Origin of the sequence: Pseudomonas shirazensis, assembly GCF_050496565.1 — a bacterium.
GTDB lineage: Bacteria > Pseudomonadota > Gammaproteobacteria > Pseudomonadales > Pseudomonadaceae > Aquipseudomonas > Aquipseudomonas shirazensis_A.
This window is the reverse complement of sequence record NZ_JBNWAE010000003.1, coordinates 274,402-289,032: the sequence shown is the minus strand read 5'-3', so window position 1 is coordinate 289,032 and position 14,631 is coordinate 274,402. Positions and strand designations below refer to the sequence as shown.

At 62.6% G+C, this 14,631-nt stretch carries 13 protein-coding genes; 4 read left to right on the top strand and 9 right to left on the bottom strand.

What is annotated here, in order from left to right:
* Positions 1-64: 64 nt before the first annotated feature.
* Positions 65-2,404, top strand: a complete 2,340-nt coding sequence (locus tag ACQZ2L_RS07275) for a TonB-dependent siderophore receptor (protein ID WP_430325475.1) — start codon at positions 65-67, stop codon at positions 2,402-2,404.
* A 43-nt stretch (positions 2,405-2,447) separates the two neighbouring features.
* Here ACQZ2L_RS07275 and ACQZ2L_RS07270 read toward each other — a convergent pair whose 3' ends face one another.
* Positions 2,448-2,735 (bottom strand): DUF3077 domain-containing protein, encoded by a 288-nt coding sequence (locus ACQZ2L_RS07270; protein ID WP_430325415.1) that lies wholly within the window; start codon positions 2,733-2,735, stop codon positions 2,448-2,450.
* Between the two features lie 37 nt (positions 2,736-2,772).
* A complete protein-coding gene (locus ACQZ2L_RS07265; protein WP_430325414.1) occupies positions 2,773-3,030 on the bottom strand; it encodes a hypothetical protein in 258 nt (85 codons plus the stop codon).
* 423 nt (positions 3,031-3,453) lie between these two features.
* Between ACQZ2L_RS07265 and ACQZ2L_RS07260 the strand changes: the two genes are divergently transcribed.
* Entirely contained in the window at positions 3,454-3,816 is a 363-nt protein-coding gene (locus tag ACQZ2L_RS07260) for a VOC family protein (protein ID WP_430325413.1), read from the top strand.
* A gap of 9 nt (positions 3,817-3,825) precedes the next feature.
* On the opposite strand, the gene ACQZ2L_RS07255 is transcribed toward ACQZ2L_RS07260, so the two are convergent.
* Entirely contained in the window at positions 3,826-4,728 is a 903-nt protein-coding gene (locus ACQZ2L_RS07255; RefSeq protein ID WP_430325412.1) for a LysR family transcriptional regulator, read from the bottom strand.
* Positions 4,729-4,841: 113 nt separating this feature from the next.
* Between ACQZ2L_RS07255 and ACQZ2L_RS07250 the strand changes: the two genes are divergently transcribed.
* Positions 4,842-5,903 (top strand): AbrB family transcriptional regulator, encoded by a 1,062-nt coding sequence (locus ACQZ2L_RS07250; protein WP_430325411.1) that lies wholly within the window; start codon positions 4,842-4,844, stop codon positions 5,901-5,903.
* Positions 5,904-5,927: 24 nt separating this feature from the next.
* Here the strand turns inward: ACQZ2L_RS07250 and ACQZ2L_RS07245 are convergent, their stop codons facing one another.
* From ACQZ2L_RS07245 to ACQZ2L_RS07235, 3 genes are all read right to left on the bottom strand, one after another.
* Positions 5,928-7,181, bottom strand: a complete 1,254-nt coding sequence (locus ACQZ2L_RS07245; RefSeq protein WP_430325410.1) for an OprD family porin — start codon at positions 7,179-7,181, stop codon at positions 5,928-5,930.
* Positions 7,182-7,248: 67 nt separating this feature from the next.
* Entirely contained in the window at positions 7,249-8,553 is a 1,305-nt protein-coding gene (locus ACQZ2L_RS07240) for a CitMHS family transporter (RefSeq protein WP_150572467.1), read from the bottom strand.
* 125 nt (positions 8,554-8,678) lie between these two features.
* Positions 8,679-9,752 (bottom strand): 4-oxalomesaconate tautomerase, encoded by a 1,074-nt coding sequence (locus ACQZ2L_RS07235; protein ID WP_430325409.1) that lies wholly within the window; start codon positions 9,750-9,752, stop codon positions 8,679-8,681.
* A gap of 147 nt (positions 9,753-9,899) precedes the next feature.
* On the opposite strand from ACQZ2L_RS07235, the gene ACQZ2L_RS07230 reads away from it, so the two are divergent.
* Complete coding sequence (locus ACQZ2L_RS07230; RefSeq protein WP_101320065.1) at positions 9,900-10,793, top strand: LysR family transcriptional regulator; 894 nt, start codon at positions 9,900-9,902, stop codon at positions 10,791-10,793.
* A 41-nt stretch (positions 10,794-10,834) separates the two neighbouring features.
* Here the strand turns inward: ACQZ2L_RS07230 and tcuB are convergent, their stop codons facing one another.
* From tcuB to ACQZ2L_RS07215, 3 genes are all read right to left on the bottom strand, one after another.
* The gene (tcuB, locus tag ACQZ2L_RS07225) at positions 10,835-12,016 is read right to left on the bottom strand and encodes a tricarballylate utilization 4Fe-4S protein TcuB (RefSeq protein ID WP_430325408.1); all 1,182 of its coding nucleotides are present in this window, start codon (positions 12,014-12,016) and stop codon (positions 10,835-10,837) included.
* Positions 11,997-13,451, bottom strand: coding sequence for an FAD-dependent tricarballylate dehydrogenase TcuA (gene tcuA / locus ACQZ2L_RS07220; RefSeq protein WP_430325407.1), 1,455 nt, complete (start codon positions 13,449-13,451; stop codon positions 11,997-11,999). Before tcuA ends, tcuB begins: the two co-directional genes overlap by 20 nt.
* 124 nt (positions 13,452-13,575) lie before the next feature.
* Positions 13,576-14,502: a LysR family transcriptional regulator gene (locus tag ACQZ2L_RS07215; RefSeq protein WP_430325406.1), complete on the bottom strand. Its 927-nt coding sequence runs from the start codon at positions 14,500-14,502 to the stop codon at positions 13,576-13,578.
* Positions 14,503-14,631 lie beyond the last annotated feature (129 nt).

Below are 14,631 nucleotides of genomic sequence, written 5' to 3'. Positions count from 1 at the left end.
CGGGGAACAACGCGTGAATCTCAAGCATAAACTGGCCGGCGCCGTGGTCCAGGCCATCACCTGCATGACCGCCACCGCACCGCTGCTGATGCTGCCCACCTGGGCCAGCGCCGCCGAGCAGGCCCAGGCCGACTTCGACATCCCCGCCGGCCCGCTCGCGCCAGCCCTGAGCCGCTTTGGCCAGGCCGCGCATATTCTGCTGAGCTACCCCAGCACCCTCACCGACGGGCGCAGCACCGCCGGCCTGCACGGCAACTTCGACGTTGACCAGGGCCTGGCCATGCTGCTTGCCGGCAGTGGCCTGGAGGCCAGCCGTAGCGCTAACGGCAACTACACCCTGCAAGCCAGCAGCAGCGGCGCGATGGAGCTGAGCGCGGTATCCATCTCCGGCAAAGCCCCCGGCTCGACCACCGAAGGCACCGGCCTCTACACCACCTATTCGTCAAGCAGCTCGACCCGCCTCAACCTGACCCCGCAAGAGACCCCGCAGTCACTGACCGTGATGACCCGCCAGCGCCTCGATGACCAGCGCCTGACCAACCTCACCGACGCCCTCGAGGCTACCCCCGGCATCATCGTCGTGCGCGACGGCCTCGGCGCCGAGAGCGACTCGTACTGGTCACGCGGCTTTGCCATCCAGAACTACGAGGTCGACGGCGTGCCAACCAACACCCGTCTGGACAACTACTCGCAAAGCATGGCGATGTACGACCGCGTCGAAATCGTCCGCGGCGCCACCGGTTTGATCAGCGGCATGGGCAACCCGTCGGCGACCATCAACCTGATCCGCAAGCGCCCAACGGCCGATGCGCAGGCCAGCATCACCGGCGAGGCCGGCACCTGGGACCGCTACGGCACGGGCTTCGACGTCTCGGGACCGCTGACCGACGCGGGCAATATCCGCGGCCGCTTCGTCGCTGACTATAAGACTGAAAAGGCCTGGATCGACCGCTACTCATCGCAGTCGCAACTTATCTACGGCATCACCGAGTTCGACCTGACCGAAGACACCTTGCTGACCCTGGGCTTCAGCTACCTGCGCAGCGATGTCGACTCGCCGCTGCGTTCGGGCCTGCCATCGCGTTTCAGCACCGGCCAGCGCACCAACCTCAAGCGCTCGCTCAACGCCGCCCCGGAGTGGTCCTACAACGACCACGAGCAAACCAGTTTCTTCACCTCCATTGAGCAGCAACTGGGCAACGGCTGGAGCGGCAAGATCGAGCTGACCCACGCCGAAAACAAGTTCGACGAAGTCTTCAACTATGCCATGGGCGACCTGAACACCGATGGCAGCGGCATGAGCCAATTGCCCGTGCGCTTCTCCGGTACGCCACGCCAGGACAACCTCGATGTCTATGCCACCGGGCCCTTCAGCCTGTTCGGCCGCGAGCACGAGTTGATCACCGGCATGACCTTGTCCCAGTACAAGGAAAGCGTGCCCGGCTGGGGCGGTTGGGGCTATGACTATGCAGGCTCGCCTGCCGGCGCGATAGACAGCCTGTTCGACTGGGACGGCAAGTCGGCCAAGCCCACCTTCACTGAAAGCGGCAAGTCGTCGATTGACGAAAACCAGTATGCGGCCTACCTGACCTCACGCTTCAGCGTCAGCGACGACCTCAGCCTGATCCTCGGCAGCCGTCTGATCGACTGGCAGCGCGACACCTCCGACCGCCCATATGGCGGCGTCGAAACCGAGGTCAAGCGCAAAGAAAGCGGCGTGTTCATCCCGTACGCCGGCGTAGTCTACGACCTTGATCAGACTTGGTCGCTGTATGCCAGCTACACCAAAATCTTCAACCCGCAAGCGTCGTGGGTGACCGATGAAAGCAACAGCCCGCTCGACCCGATGGAAGGCGTCGGCTACGAGATCGGCATCAAAGGCTCGCACCTCGACGGCAAGCTCAATTCAAGCCTTGCCCTGTTAAAGCTGGAGCAGGACAACCTTGCCATCTGGCAGCACGATAACGTCTACAGCGCCGAGCAGGACACCACCTCCAAAGGCATCGAGCTGGAACTGAACGGCGAACTGGCCGAAGGCTGGCAGGCGTCCGCCGGCTACGCCTACTCGGTGACCACCGATGCCGATGACCAGCGCATCAATACCAACCTGCCGCGCAACAGCGTCAAGACCTTCACCAGCTACCGGCTGCAGGGGCCACTGAACAAACTGACGATTGGCGGCGGGGTGAACTGGCAGAGCAAGGTTGGCGCTGACCTGCACACCTTCAGCCAGAGCAGCTACGCGGTTACCAACCTGATGGCCCGCTACGACATCAGCCGCAACCTCAGTGCTGCGCTGAACCTCAATAACGTGTTCGATCGCGAGTATTACAGCCAGTCCGGGTTATATAGCGTGTACGGCGCGCCGCGCAACCTGATGACCAGCTTCAAGTACAGCTTCTGAAGTTAGCCTGGGCAGACGCAGGTTTATTGCGCCTGCCCAGGATTTACGAGCGTTTGTGCAGGCCGATATTGGCGTCATCGATCAGCGCTTTGGCCATCTGGCCCAGAAAGTGCGAAGCCCAGACCAGTTCCGGTTCGTCGTCCATCACGCCAAGAAACGAGGCGCGACGGGCGCTGGCGAGCAGCATCGAGGCCTGCTCCAGGGCGTGCATGCAGCAGTTGCCGGGCTCGGTTCGAAACAGCCGCTGGCCATTGCCGGCGCCATCGAGGCAGGTCGCCGAACCTACGGTGAGGCCTGGCTTGCCGGTGTCTTGTGGGGGTTGGGTGTCCATGCGCAATCCTCTGATGTTCGGGTAGCAGAACGGTGACTCAGTGCAGTTGTGCGGCGGGGGGACGGCCGCGACGTTGCACATAGGCGATTGCCGCTTCGACCAGTGCGCGGGCGGATTCGACTTCGTGGAGGACGGTCAGCATGCTCATGGAACCGGCTGATTTTGGCTGCAGGAGGACGGTCTGGCGGGCGACGATGAGCGCGCCCATGAGGTAGTCGGAGGCTTCGACGAGGGTGTCTTCGAGGATACGGGCGGATTGGCTGCACTGGGGTGGATCGGGGACGATCTTGAGCATACATACCTCTAGAGTCTGTGGACTGCCAGACACCCGCCGTCAAACAGGAGGGTGGCAGTTGTACGCGGGTTGACAGACCGAGGACTCTAGAAACTCGGCGCACGCGAGGTGCCCCACGTACAACCGCCATAGGAGGTGCACGTGCTCTAGAGATTGTGACGGCCTGTCAAAGCCGGTCGTTGAATGGCAACGACCGGCAGAGACTAGGCTGTGCTCCCCAGGACATGCAATGGCGCAAAGCCTTGAAAAGGATGATTCGGAAACGGCCTACACGGTATAGGTAAAATCCGATCAATATGTATCAGGCGCAATATATTTTTACGTCATTTGGGCACTCGCCCAAGTCCTGCACTTTGTGGACAAAGCTGCCAGATAGCCTGCATGCTTGCCGCCTCCAATACACCACCGAGCAAGGAAGCCATCATGAGTGTTCGCGGCAACGACCGGCAGATCGACAACATCGAGCTCAATGTCAGCGACATTGCCCGCAGCAAAGCGTTTTACGCCGAAGCCTTCGGCTGGACCTTCGTCGACTACGGCCCAACCTACACCGAATTCAGTGACGGTCGCCTGAGCGGCGGCTTCACTACCGGCGAGCCGGTCCGCCCCGGTGGCCCGCTGGTGATTCTGTACGCCGACGACCTGGATGCGACTCAGCAGCGGCTGCTGGCTGCCGGCGCGCAGATCAGCCGGCAGACCTTCTCATTCCCCGGTGGCAGCCGCTTCCACTTCATCGACCCGGACGGCTACGAACTGGCGGTGTGGACTGCAACAAGCGCTGCTTGATCGGCCCGCTCAGTTGTCACCAAAAAAACTGCGACCGCGCTCCTTGAGCAATTCGACCATCGCGGCCACGGCCGGTGGCAGATAGCCCTCGGCGCGGATCGACACCGCCACAGTGCGATGCATGGTGGTTTCCTCCAGGGTCACCGCACGCAAGCGCGACATACCGTGACCGTGCTCAAGGGTTTCCCTCGCGACAAAGCTCAGCAGCCGGGTGCGTTCGATCAGGCGGGGCAGCATCGAGATGCTATTGGCTTCGATCTGCACCTGTGGCATCGGCAAATGGTGCGTGGCAAACACGTTATCGATCCAGCGCCTGGAACTGACCGTGATCGCCGGCAGCACCCAGCGGTACTGGCAAAGGCTGTGCAAGGTTATCGGCGCGGCAAACAGTGGATGATCAGCACTGGCTACCACCACGGCCTCATCCTGCAAAATCGGGTAGCTGTTGACGTGCGGGTCATCGACGATCAGCGGGCAGATGATGGCGTCCAATCGCCCCGAGCGCAGCGACTCCTTGAGCAGATCATCCTGGCCGATGGACAGCTGCAAGGTCAGCTCGGGCGCGCGCTGCAACAGCGACTCGGTCAGCCGCGGCAACAAGTACTCGGCCATGCTCGCCGCGCAACCGAGGCGGATGTTGCCAATCAAGCCACCGGCAAAATCGCGGACCTCACGCTCGGTTTCGGCGATGTTCAGCTGTAACTGCCGACCGCGCTCAAGCAGCAGCTCACCGACATCAGTCAGCTTGATGCGCCGGCCGTCGCGCTTGAACAGCCGCGTGCCGAGGGATTCTTCCAGCCGCTGGATACTTTTGCTCAAGGCGGGCTGGCTGCGGTTGAGCCGCTCGGCAGCGCGGCCGAGATGGCCCAGCTCAGCGATGGTGGCGAAGTAAGTCAGGTCGCGAAGGTCCATGATTCATGAATTTCAGTTATAGGTTCATCGAAAGTAGAAAATAGACTTGATCGATTGCGCCGTCGATAATTTTCTCCAGCAAGCGCCGCTACTGGGTCGAGGAGAATCACCACGTGCAGTTGTTCCTTTCAAATCCCCTGTTGATCCTACGCTGGCTGGCGCTGATCGGTTGTGCTGCCGCCAGTGGCCAACTGCTGCATGCATGGGCAGTGCCAGCGGGCTTGTTTCTCGGGCCGATGCTGACCGCGATTGCCTTTGGCGTCAGTGGCGCCGGGCTGCGCCTGCACAAACAGGTGTTTCGCTTTGGCCAGGGCTGCGTCGGCCTGATGGTGGCCCACTCGATGAGCTGGACAGTACTGGTGGCTTTGGCGCAGTCGTGGCCGGTGATGCTTACAACCACACTGCTCACTGTGCTGTTGAGCGCCATGGTCGGGCTGGCTACGGTGCGATACGGCGGTATCTCGGCCGCGACCGCCGCCTGGGGCACAGCCCCTGGCGCTGCTTCGGCGATGGTCTCGATGGCGGAAGCACACGGTGCCGATCCTCGGGTCGTGGCAACCATGCAATACGTGCGGGTGGTCTGCGTAGTGATGATCGGCGCACTGGTCAGCCACCTGCTTGGTGCCGGCGATATCGCCAGCAAGGCGTTGGTTCCCGCCGCGAGCACCCCTGCCGTGCAGCTGAATGAACTGCTGCCATGCCTGGCAGTGATCGTGATCGGGATAACATTGGCCGCCAAACTGCCTGCGGGCGCGCTGCTGGCACCGTTGTTGATCGGCAGTGCGCTGCAACTCAGTGGCCTGATGCAGATTGCCCTGCCCGGCTGGTTGCTGGCCTTTGCCTATGGCGCCATCGGCTGCTACGTCGGCCTGCGGTTTGATCGGGCCACGGTGCGTTACGTAGGGAGCCGCTTGCCGACCATGATCGCTGGAGCGACCGGGTTGATCGCCCTGTGCGCCGGCTGCGCCTGGTTGCTGGCGTGGGTTACTGGGCATGATTTTCTTTCGATGTACCTGGCAACCAGCCCAGGCGGGCTGGATGCCATGGCCATCATCGCGGTGGAGACCCACTCAGATGTCGGGCTGGTGCTGGCAATGCAGACTTTGCGCCTGATTGCTGTGATCATCACCGGTGCCTTTTGCGCCAGGCAGATCATCCGCCTGGCCAAGGCCTGAAACGCGCTGAACCCTGCTGCGCGCTTACCAAAGCGCGATGTCGTAGGTCAGGTACAGCCGATTGCTGTCACGACCGCGGGCGAAGTCAGCGCGGTAGACGTAGTTACGTGCCTTGATGCCCAGCCCCTTGAAGGTGCCCGACTGGACCACATAGGCCAGCTCGATGTCACGCTCCCACTCGCTCAGGCCAGCCTCACCGGAACGGCCATTGTCACCGCTCAGGTAGCGGGTCATGAAGGTCAAACCTGGCACACCGGCTGCGGCAAAGTTGTAGGCGTAGCTGGCCATCCAGGTCTTTTCTTCTTCCTCGATGAACTTGCCGATGCCGACGTTACTGAACGAATACACGGTCGCGCCGCTGATGTACGGCAGCCCGGCGTCGCCGTTGAGCACCTGATAACCGGCACCTACGGTATGGCCGCTGTGGGCGTAGGCCAACTGGCCGCTGAGCATGTCGTTGTCGATGCGCCCGGCGTAGGCCGAACCGCTATCATGGCTGCGGAAGTAACGCAGGTCGCTGGTCAACACCCCGCCACCGAGTTTGAGGTCGTGCTGGATACCGGCGAAGTCCTGACGGTAGAAGTTTTCCAGTTCACCATGGAAGTAGCTCAGGCGCAGCGTCTTGCTGGCGGCATAGTCAGCACCGGCGTAGCGGAAATCGCCGGTCTCGTCGCCGCGATAGCCGTCGACATAGAGCCCGGTACTGTCGGAAGAGTCGCGCTGCTTGAAGCGGTCGAGCTGGCCGGCAGTCAGGGTCAGGCCATCGATATCGGTGCTGACCAACTGCGTGCCTTGGTAGGTCTGCGGCAACAAGCGTGCATCGTTGTGCACCAGCACCGGCGTCTTGGGCAGCAAGGTGCCGTGCTTGACCACGGTGTTGGCCAGCTTGGCTTTGGCAGTTACACCCGCGCTGGCGAACTCGTCGGCCGCGCGGCCATCGTCATGTACGGGCAACAGGCCGGTGCCACTGCGGCCGCGACCGGAGTCGAGCTTGACCCCGACCAGCGCCATGGCATCAAGGCCAACACCGATGGTGCCCTGGGTAAAACCTGACTGGTAATCGAGCAGAAAGCCCTGCGCCCACTCGGTGCGCTCGCTCTTGGCCGTGGCGGCAGCGCGGGCAGTCATGCCCTGCTCGTCACGGAAGTTCTCGTTGAAGTAGACGTTGCGCAGTTGCAGCTTGAGTTTGCTGTCTTCGATGAAACCGCCGGCGACGGCCGCAGGCAGGCAGCCGCAGAACAGGCCGCAAGCGGCCCCACGCAGAAGGAGTGATTGCATGTCAGAGGACTCTTTTATTGTTTTTTGAGGGGCTGCGCGGGCACCGAGCGGTGCCCGTCCAACAGGGTCAGGCGAAGAACGAAATGGCGCCGGTCAGGACGGCCAGGGCGGTGATCACAAGGGAGGTATACACCGCCCATTTCACCGTGGCTTTCTGGAAGTCGCCGATGTCGCGGTCAACCATCCCCACCAGCAGCAGGGTCGAAGCCACCAGCGGGCTCATCAGGTGCACCGGCTGGCCAAGTACCGAGGCGCGAGCGATTTCCACCGGGTCGATGCCGTAGGCAGCAGCGGCGTTGGCCAGAATCGGCACTACGCCAAAGTAGTAGGCATCGTTGGACAGGACGAAGGTCAGCGGCATGCTGGTGATCGCCACCACCAACGGGAACCAGTGGCCCCAGGCATCCGGAATCCAGTCAACCAGGGTCTGCGCCAAGGCGTCGACCATCTTCGTGCCCGAGAATATGCCAGCGAAGATACCGGCCGCGAACACCAGCAGGACCACGGTCATGGCATTGCCCGAGTGGGCGAGGATGCGCTCTTTCTGGATGTCCAGTTGCGGGTAGTTGATCATCAGCGCAGCAACGAAACCGATCATGAACAGGATCGCCGCGTGCATCACACCCAGCACCAGCGCAGTCATCACCGCGATCACCAGCACCAGGTTGACGTAGGCCAGGCGCGGACGCTTGTGCGGGGTGTCTTCCAGAATCGCCTTGATGTAGCAGTCGCCACCACCGGACTCGAGCTTGATGTTACCAATGCGCTTGCGCTCGCTACGGCCGAGCAGGAACGCCGTGAACACGACCCAGGCAGCGCCGCCGATCATGGTTGGCAGCATCGGGATGAAGTAGTGCGTGGCATCCAGGCCCAAGGCCGCGATGGCGCGGGTAGCCGGCCCGCCCCAAGGGCTCATGCCGCTCATGATGCTCAGCGACAGCATCGAGATGGTCGCCAGAATCATCGGGTTCATGCCGATGCGCTTGTACAGCGGCAGCATCGCGGCGCAAGTGATCATGTAGGTGGTGGTGCCGTCACCATCCAGAGCGACCAGCAACGACAGCAACGCGGTGCCGATGGCAATTTTCAGCGGATCGCCATTGACCCGTTTGAGGATCTTGCGGATCAGCGGGTCGAACAAGCCTGCATCGATCATCAGGCCGAAGAAGAGAATGGCAAACAGCAACAGGGCTGCCGACGGCGCAACCATTTTCAGGCCGTCGAGCATCATCTTGCCGGTTTCCGGGGCGAAGCCGCCGATCACCGCAAATACGATAGGTACGACCGTCAAGGCCACGATTGGGGATAAGCGTTTGCTCATGATCAGGTAGGTGAACGTCACTACCATGACCAAACCGAGGAGTGCGAGCATGTCTGTATCTCTTGTTTTTATTGTAAATGTGCACGTCTGCCGGGCAGACGGCGCCTGACCCGCTCGATGCCCGGCAAGGCAGCGAGCGATTGTAAGTCAATCGTTGAACAAAGCGTTTAAAGCGATCAGCCGGCGAGCCTGCGCACGGACGGCGCGTAGACGTAGCCCGAGAACAGCCGCCGGGCAGTGCGTACCACCGAGGCTTGAATCGGTTTGCCTTCGGCGCGTTCCAGGGCGATATCGATGCTGCCGCTCGGGTGTTCCAGGCGAACCTGAGTCAGGCCATTGGCGCGTTCGCCAAGCATCTGCATGACCACCGTGCCCGGGCTGACGCAGGCAGTCGCCAGGCCGATGGCGCCAGTAATGGCCAATGCCCGGTGGCAGTCGTGCGGCATGAAGTAACGCACCTGCAGGGTGCCGTCGAATTTGGCTGGCGAGATCAGCACGGGTTTGGGGATGACCATACCGCTGACATCGCCCAGGCCCATCGCCGCGCCGGCCTTGAGCCGCAGCGCTTCGATCTTTTGCATCAGCGCACTGTTGCCCTCGAGCTCGGCCGGGCTTTCGCCGCCGGTAACGCCCAGCTTGCTGGCTTCGATGATCATCATCGGCATGGCCATGTCGATGCAGGTCAGCTCGACACCATCGATCACATCGCTGGCCTGACCGGTGGGGAACAGCTTGCCGGTCTTGCTGCCAACGGCATCAAGGAAGGTCAACTGCACCGGTGCTGCAGTACCCGGTACGCCATCGATCGCAGTGCGACCCTCGTAACGGACGATGCCGCCCGGGGTTTCCACCAGCGAGTTGACGAAGGTGCCGGTGTTCAGGTTGCGGATGCGCACCAGGGTCTTGCCTTCGGTGGCTTTGACCAGGCCCTCTTCGATGGCGAACGGGCCGACTGCGCAGAGCATGTTGCCGCAATTGGGTGCAGTATCAACGCGGCGCTGAGCGACCATGACCTGGACGAAAAGGTAATCGACATCGGCATCGGCGTGCAGCGAGGGGCTGAGGATTGCCACTTTGCTGGTCTGCGGGCTACCGCCGCCGATGCCGTCGATCTCCAGCTCATGGCCAGAGCCCATCAGGTTGATCAGCATTTCGTCACGCTCGACCACGTTGGTCGGCAAGTCCCAGGCATGGAAAAACGGACCCTTGGAGGTACCGCCGCGCATCAGAACACAAGGAATTCGTTGCATGACTACTGACTCTTGTTGATCAATAGGGGGTATTGATGTGTTGGAAACAAGAGTGACAGGGACCGATAAATCAATCCAATGCAAAGATCGTAGCTATTATTGCGTGTAGCAAATGAATACAGCCGTGAACTGCTGAAGAGAATCGTCATGGAATATGAGCTCCAGGATATAAGATCTTTCGTGAAAATCGCCGAACTTGGCAGCTTCCACGAAGCTGCTGATGTGCTTCATCTGTCGCAACCGGCACTGAGCCGGCGGATCAAGAAGCTAGAAGAAGGCCTGGGTACGCCGTTGCTCGAACGGACTACGCGCCGGGTCAGCCTGACCAGTGTCGGCCGCGATTTTTTGCCCAAGGCGAGGCGCCTGCTGGATGACTTCGAAGATTCGATCCTGAGCATCCGCGAACTGGCCGAACGCCAGACCGGCCAGGTGACCCTGGCCTGCATCCCGACGGCAGCGTTCTACTTTTTGCCGTCGGTGATTCGCCTGTACAACGAGCAATACCCGAAAATCCGGATTCGCCTGCTCGACCTCAGCGCCAACGACGGGCTGGAAGCGGTACTGCGCGGTGAAGCCGACTTCGGCATCAACATGATGAGTGGCCAGCACCCGGACATCGAGTTCGTGCCGTTGGTCGAGGAGAAGTTCGTCCTCGCCTGCCGCCGTGACCACGAGCTGGCCAGCCGCGCGTCGGTGACCTGGACGCAGCTGGCCGACTATCGCCTGATCGGCGTGGGCCGCTTGAGCGGCAACCGGATGCTGCTCGACCATGCCTTGTCCGGCCTGAGCTGGCGTCCCAAGTGGTTCTATGAGGTGCAGCACTTGTCGACGTCGCTGGGCATGGTCGAGGCGGGCCTTGGCGTCTCTGCCATGCCCAGCCTGGCCATGCCGGCAGCCGATCACCCTACCCTGGTCAGCGTGCCGCTGAGCGAGCCCGAGGTGACCCGCACCCTCGGCCTGGTCTATCGGCGCGGCGCCTCGCTGTCGCCGGCTGCCGAGAAGTTCGTGGCCATTCTGCTGGAGAAATGGCCGAACAGCTGAGCCATGCACGGCGACTGGGTTGCCCTGATACTGAGCGGGCGTCATTCGCCCCCCAGTCCGTGCGGATCGGGCTGACGTTTTTCGATGGCGAACTTGAGCAACGCCGCGCTGCGGAAAATACCGTGGGCGAACTTGCCGTAGGGCAAGGTCAGGAACAGCGCCATCACGCAGCCCAGGTGCACCGCTAGCAGGATTGCCATCGCTCCAGTGTCGCGCCAGCCGAGCAAGGCCAGGCCGGTCAGACTGACCAGCAGCAACAGCAGGATGAACGCGCGGTCCATCGGCCGCTGACTGACATCGCCATGTGCCGGGTCGCGGCGCAGGTTGAGCACCAAGAGGCCGACTGGGCCGATGACCAGGCCGATACCACCGACAGTACCCAGCACTACTGGCCAGCTGAGCAGCGGATAAGGCGCCATTTCACCCAGCAGGTAGTGGTAACCGGTGGCGACCACCGTCGCCGCGAAGCAGAGCATGAAACCGTAGAAGGTCAGGTGATGAAAACGCCGGCGCCACAAGGTGTAGCGGTCGCTCTCGTTGGTGCAGCCCTGGCCATGGCCACCGTCCAGATACTTCAGTGTCAGCGCCGCAGTCGAGGCTTCCACCACCGCAGCATGCTTGCTCGCGGACGGGCTGTCTGCCGGTGCGACCTCGCGCCAGAAGCGTCTGACGGCGATGGCCAACGCCAGCATGGCCGCAGCGAAGACCACGCCAAACATCAATGCCAAGGTGTTATGCGGGAACACCGCATAGAAATTCCCCGCCAGCCGCCCTGGCAGCAGCGTGCCATTGACCAGCAGCGCCAGCAGCAGGAACAGCGACAACCCGGCTGCCAGAGCACTGGCGAGCAGCGTGCCGTTATGCCGGTAGAGCCGGCCGAACGCGCTTGGCCAGGCGTAGTCCGAGTAGGTCTGGCCGCGCACGGTGGCCAGCGCCTTCGGCACATTCACGGCAAACTCATGCGGCGCGGCGTACTGGCAGGCATGCAGGCAGGCACCACAGTTGTGACACAGGTTGGCCAGATAGTGGATGTCGGCCTTGTTGAAGTCCAACCGCCGGGTCATTGCCGGGAACACCGCGCAAAAGCCCTCGCAATAACGGCAGGCATTGCAGATGCGCATCTGCCGGTCGACTTCGCTTTCGTCCACATTCAGCACGGCGATCAGCTCGCCGTGGCCCTTGCTGGGCTCGACCAGCCGCGGTTCAAGCAGTTGCGCAGTCATGGGTATTCTCGCTGGAAGGATGGTGATAACCGAGCGCAGCCGCCGCCTGGGTGCCGGCAATCCGGCCGAAGGCAGTGCCGATGGACATGCCGACGCCGGCGGTGTAGCCCTTGCCCAAGACGTTGCCGGCCATCATTTCACCGGCAACGAACAAGTTCGGGCTGGGCTTGCCGGCAAAGTGCACGGCGGCGGTGTGATCGGTGCGCAGGCCCAGGTAGGTAAAGGTCACGCCGGGGCGCAACGGGTAGCCGTAGAATGGCGGGGTATCCAGCGGGCGTGCCCAGTGGCTCTTCACCGGTCGCACGCCTTGGGTATGGCAGTCATCAAGCCGGGTGTGGTCAAACGTGCCGACCTGGCAGGCGGCGTTGTAGGCCTGCACGGTGGCGACGAACTCGCCTTCGGGTAAGCCGAGTTTCTGTGCCAGTTCGCCGAGGGTATTGGCCTTGGTCCCGGCAAACACCGGCGGCATGAAGCGCCCGAGCGCCTTTTGGTCAATGATCGAAAAGCCCACCTGCCCTGGCTGCTGGGCGACCAGACGGCCCCAGATGGCATAGCGCTTGGGCCAGAAGTCTTCGCCCTCGTCGTAGAAGCGCTGGCCGTCACGGTTGACCACCACGCCGAGCGACACGCAGTCGATGCGGGTGCAGATGCCGCCGTCATACAGCGGAGCACGCGCGTCGATGGCGACCATGTGCGCCTGGGTCGGGTCGCCGATGGTGTCGGCGCCCTGCTCCATCAAGCCACGGAGCAGCACGCCGGTATTGAAGCGCGTGCCGCGGATCAGGAAATTGTCTGCAGTCCACTCGCCACGCTCGTTCTGGCCCCAGGCCTCGCGCAGCCATTCGCGGTTGGACTCAAAGCCACCGGCGGCGAGCACACAGGCCCGTGCCTCGATACGTTCGGCGGGCAGGTCGCGGCCATCGACGTGACGTGGGCCGATGTGCGCCGCCACAAAACGATCACCGTCCAGTTCGATGTGGCTGACCGGTGCGTTGTAGCGAACGCCTACGCCGAGCTGCTCGGCGCTGCGGAAATAGGCATTGACCAGCGCCTTGCCGCCACCCATGAAAAAGGCGTTGGTGCGCGCGGTATGCAGGGCACCGGACAACGACGGCTGAAAGTGCACGCCATGGCTGCGCATCCAGTCGCGGCAGGTTGCCGAGGCTCTGATCACCAGGCGCGCCAGCTTTTCATCGGTCATGCCGCCGGTGACCTTGAGCAGGTCCTGCCAGAATTCTTCTTCCGGGTAGCTCTCGACTAGCACATCCTGCGGCGCATCGTGCATGCACCTGAGGTTGCGCGTGTGCTGCGAGTTGCCACCGCGCCATTCACGCGGCGCGGCTTCCAGCAACAGCACGCTGGCGCCGGCCTCGCGCGCCATCAGCGCAGCGCACAGGGCTGCGTTGCCGCCCCCTATTACGAGCACATCAATCATATCGCCTCCTGTTCAGCGAGGAGACGGGCGTTCGGTTGCTCCTCGCGATGGCGGCGACTTTAGAGCGCTGCCCAGGACGGCGAAACGGGCTGTCGGCACAGGGGCCTGCAGTTTTGCTAAAGGGTCAGGCCGAGAGCATCCGCGCGCCGGGCCAACGACCTTGCTCGACCAGCTCACGGGCCACGTCGAACAATACGATGCGCGTGGCCAGTGCCGCCGGTGACAGTTCGTCTTCAGCCAGGCTGACCATCACGTTGCGCCGCTCGGCGTCGGCATCGCTGATTTCGAATACCTTCAGCCCCGCCTGCAGCGAACGCGCCACCGTGGCGCCTGGCTGAATGGTTGCGGCGTGGCCGGCACACACTGCGTCCATCAACAGCGACAGACCATCGATCTCCATGACGATGTCAGGCTCCTGCCCCACCCGCTCGAAGGCTGAACGCAGTGTCGTGCGCAAACCGTGCTGGGCGCTGGGCAATACCAGCGGCAAGTCCTTGAGCTGTGCCAGGCTCAGACTAGCGCCCCACTCTGCCCGCACCAGCGCCGCCGGTACCAATGCAAACAAGCGCTCTTGCAGCAGCGGCCGCAGGCTCAAACGCGGCCCCACATCGGCCTGGAACAGTACCGCCAGATCCAAATGGCGCGCGTTGAGCTGGTTGACCAGATAACCCGAAAGCATCTCGACCAGATGCAGGCGCACATCTGGATAACGCTCGCGCATGCGCGCAATCAGCGGCAGGCCGAGGATCGAAGCGGTGGTCGGCGCCAGGCCAACGCTGGCATACCCGCTCATGCGCCCGCTCTGCGCAGCCAGCACAGCGTGCTCGGCCTGGCGCAGCGTCAGCCGGGCATGGTGCTGGAACGCCAAGCCGGCCGCAGTCGGCGTCACGCCGGTGCTGGTGCGGGTCAACAGCCGCGTGCACAGCTCGCCTTCAAGCTTGGACAATTGCTGGCTCAGCGCCGAAGCGCCCACCCCCAATTCAAGGGCGGCGCGGCCGAGGCTGCCGTGTTCGAGCACACCGAGGTAGTAGCGTAATTGGCGCAGTTCCATGGAGACCTCGGGCGATGGTGGGCGGCTACCCTATACTCAAAGCTTTGCACAACTCAATGGCTGACTCGACGGTGCTGTTGCAACCTGCTGGGCCGTACATCGGCACTTTCCCAGCGCGTTGGGATCGAA

Coding starts and splice junctions, on each gene's coding strand:
- ACQZ2L_RS07275 (WP_430325475.1), top strand. CDS start 65: ATGACCGCCACCGCACCGCTGCTGATGCTGCCCACCTGGGCCAGCGCC.
- ACQZ2L_RS07270 (WP_430325415.1), bottom strand. CDS start 2,735: ATGGACACCCAACCCCCACAAGACACCGGCAAGCCAGGCCTCACCGTA.
- ACQZ2L_RS07265 (WP_430325414.1), bottom strand. CDS start 3,030: ATGCTCAAGATCGTCCCCGATCCACCCCAGTGCAGCCAATCCGCCCGT.
- ACQZ2L_RS07260 (WP_430325413.1), top strand. CDS start 3,454: ATGAGTGTTCGCGGCAACGACCGGCAGATCGACAACATCGAGCTCAAT.
- ACQZ2L_RS07255 (WP_430325412.1), bottom strand. CDS start 4,728: ATGGACCTTCGCGACCTGACTTACTTCGCCACCATCGCTGAGCTGGGC.
- ACQZ2L_RS07245 (WP_430325410.1), bottom strand. CDS start 7,181: ATGCAATCACTCCTTCTGCGTGGGGCCGCTTGCGGCCTGTTCTGCGGC.
- ACQZ2L_RS07240 (WP_150572467.1), bottom strand. CDS start 8,553: ATGCTCGCACTCCTCGGTTTGGTCATGGTAGTGACGTTCACCTACCTG.
- ACQZ2L_RS07235 (WP_430325409.1), bottom strand. CDS start 9,752: ATGCAACGAATTCCTTGTGTTCTGATGCGCGGCGGTACCTCCAAGGGT.
- ACQZ2L_RS07230 (WP_101320065.1), top strand. CDS start 9,900: ATGGAATATGAGCTCCAGGATATAAGATCTTTCGTGAAAATCGCCGAA.
- tcuB (WP_430325408.1), bottom strand. CDS start 12,016: ATGACTGCGCAACTGCTTGAACCGCGGCTGGTCGAGCCCAGCAAGGGC.
- tcuA (WP_430325407.1), bottom strand. CDS start 13,451: ATGATTGATGTGCTCGTAATAGGGGGCGGCAACGCAGCCCTGTGCGCT.
- ACQZ2L_RS07215 (WP_430325406.1), bottom strand. CDS start 14,502: ATGGAACTGCGCCAATTACGCTACTACCTCGGTGTGCTCGAACACGGC.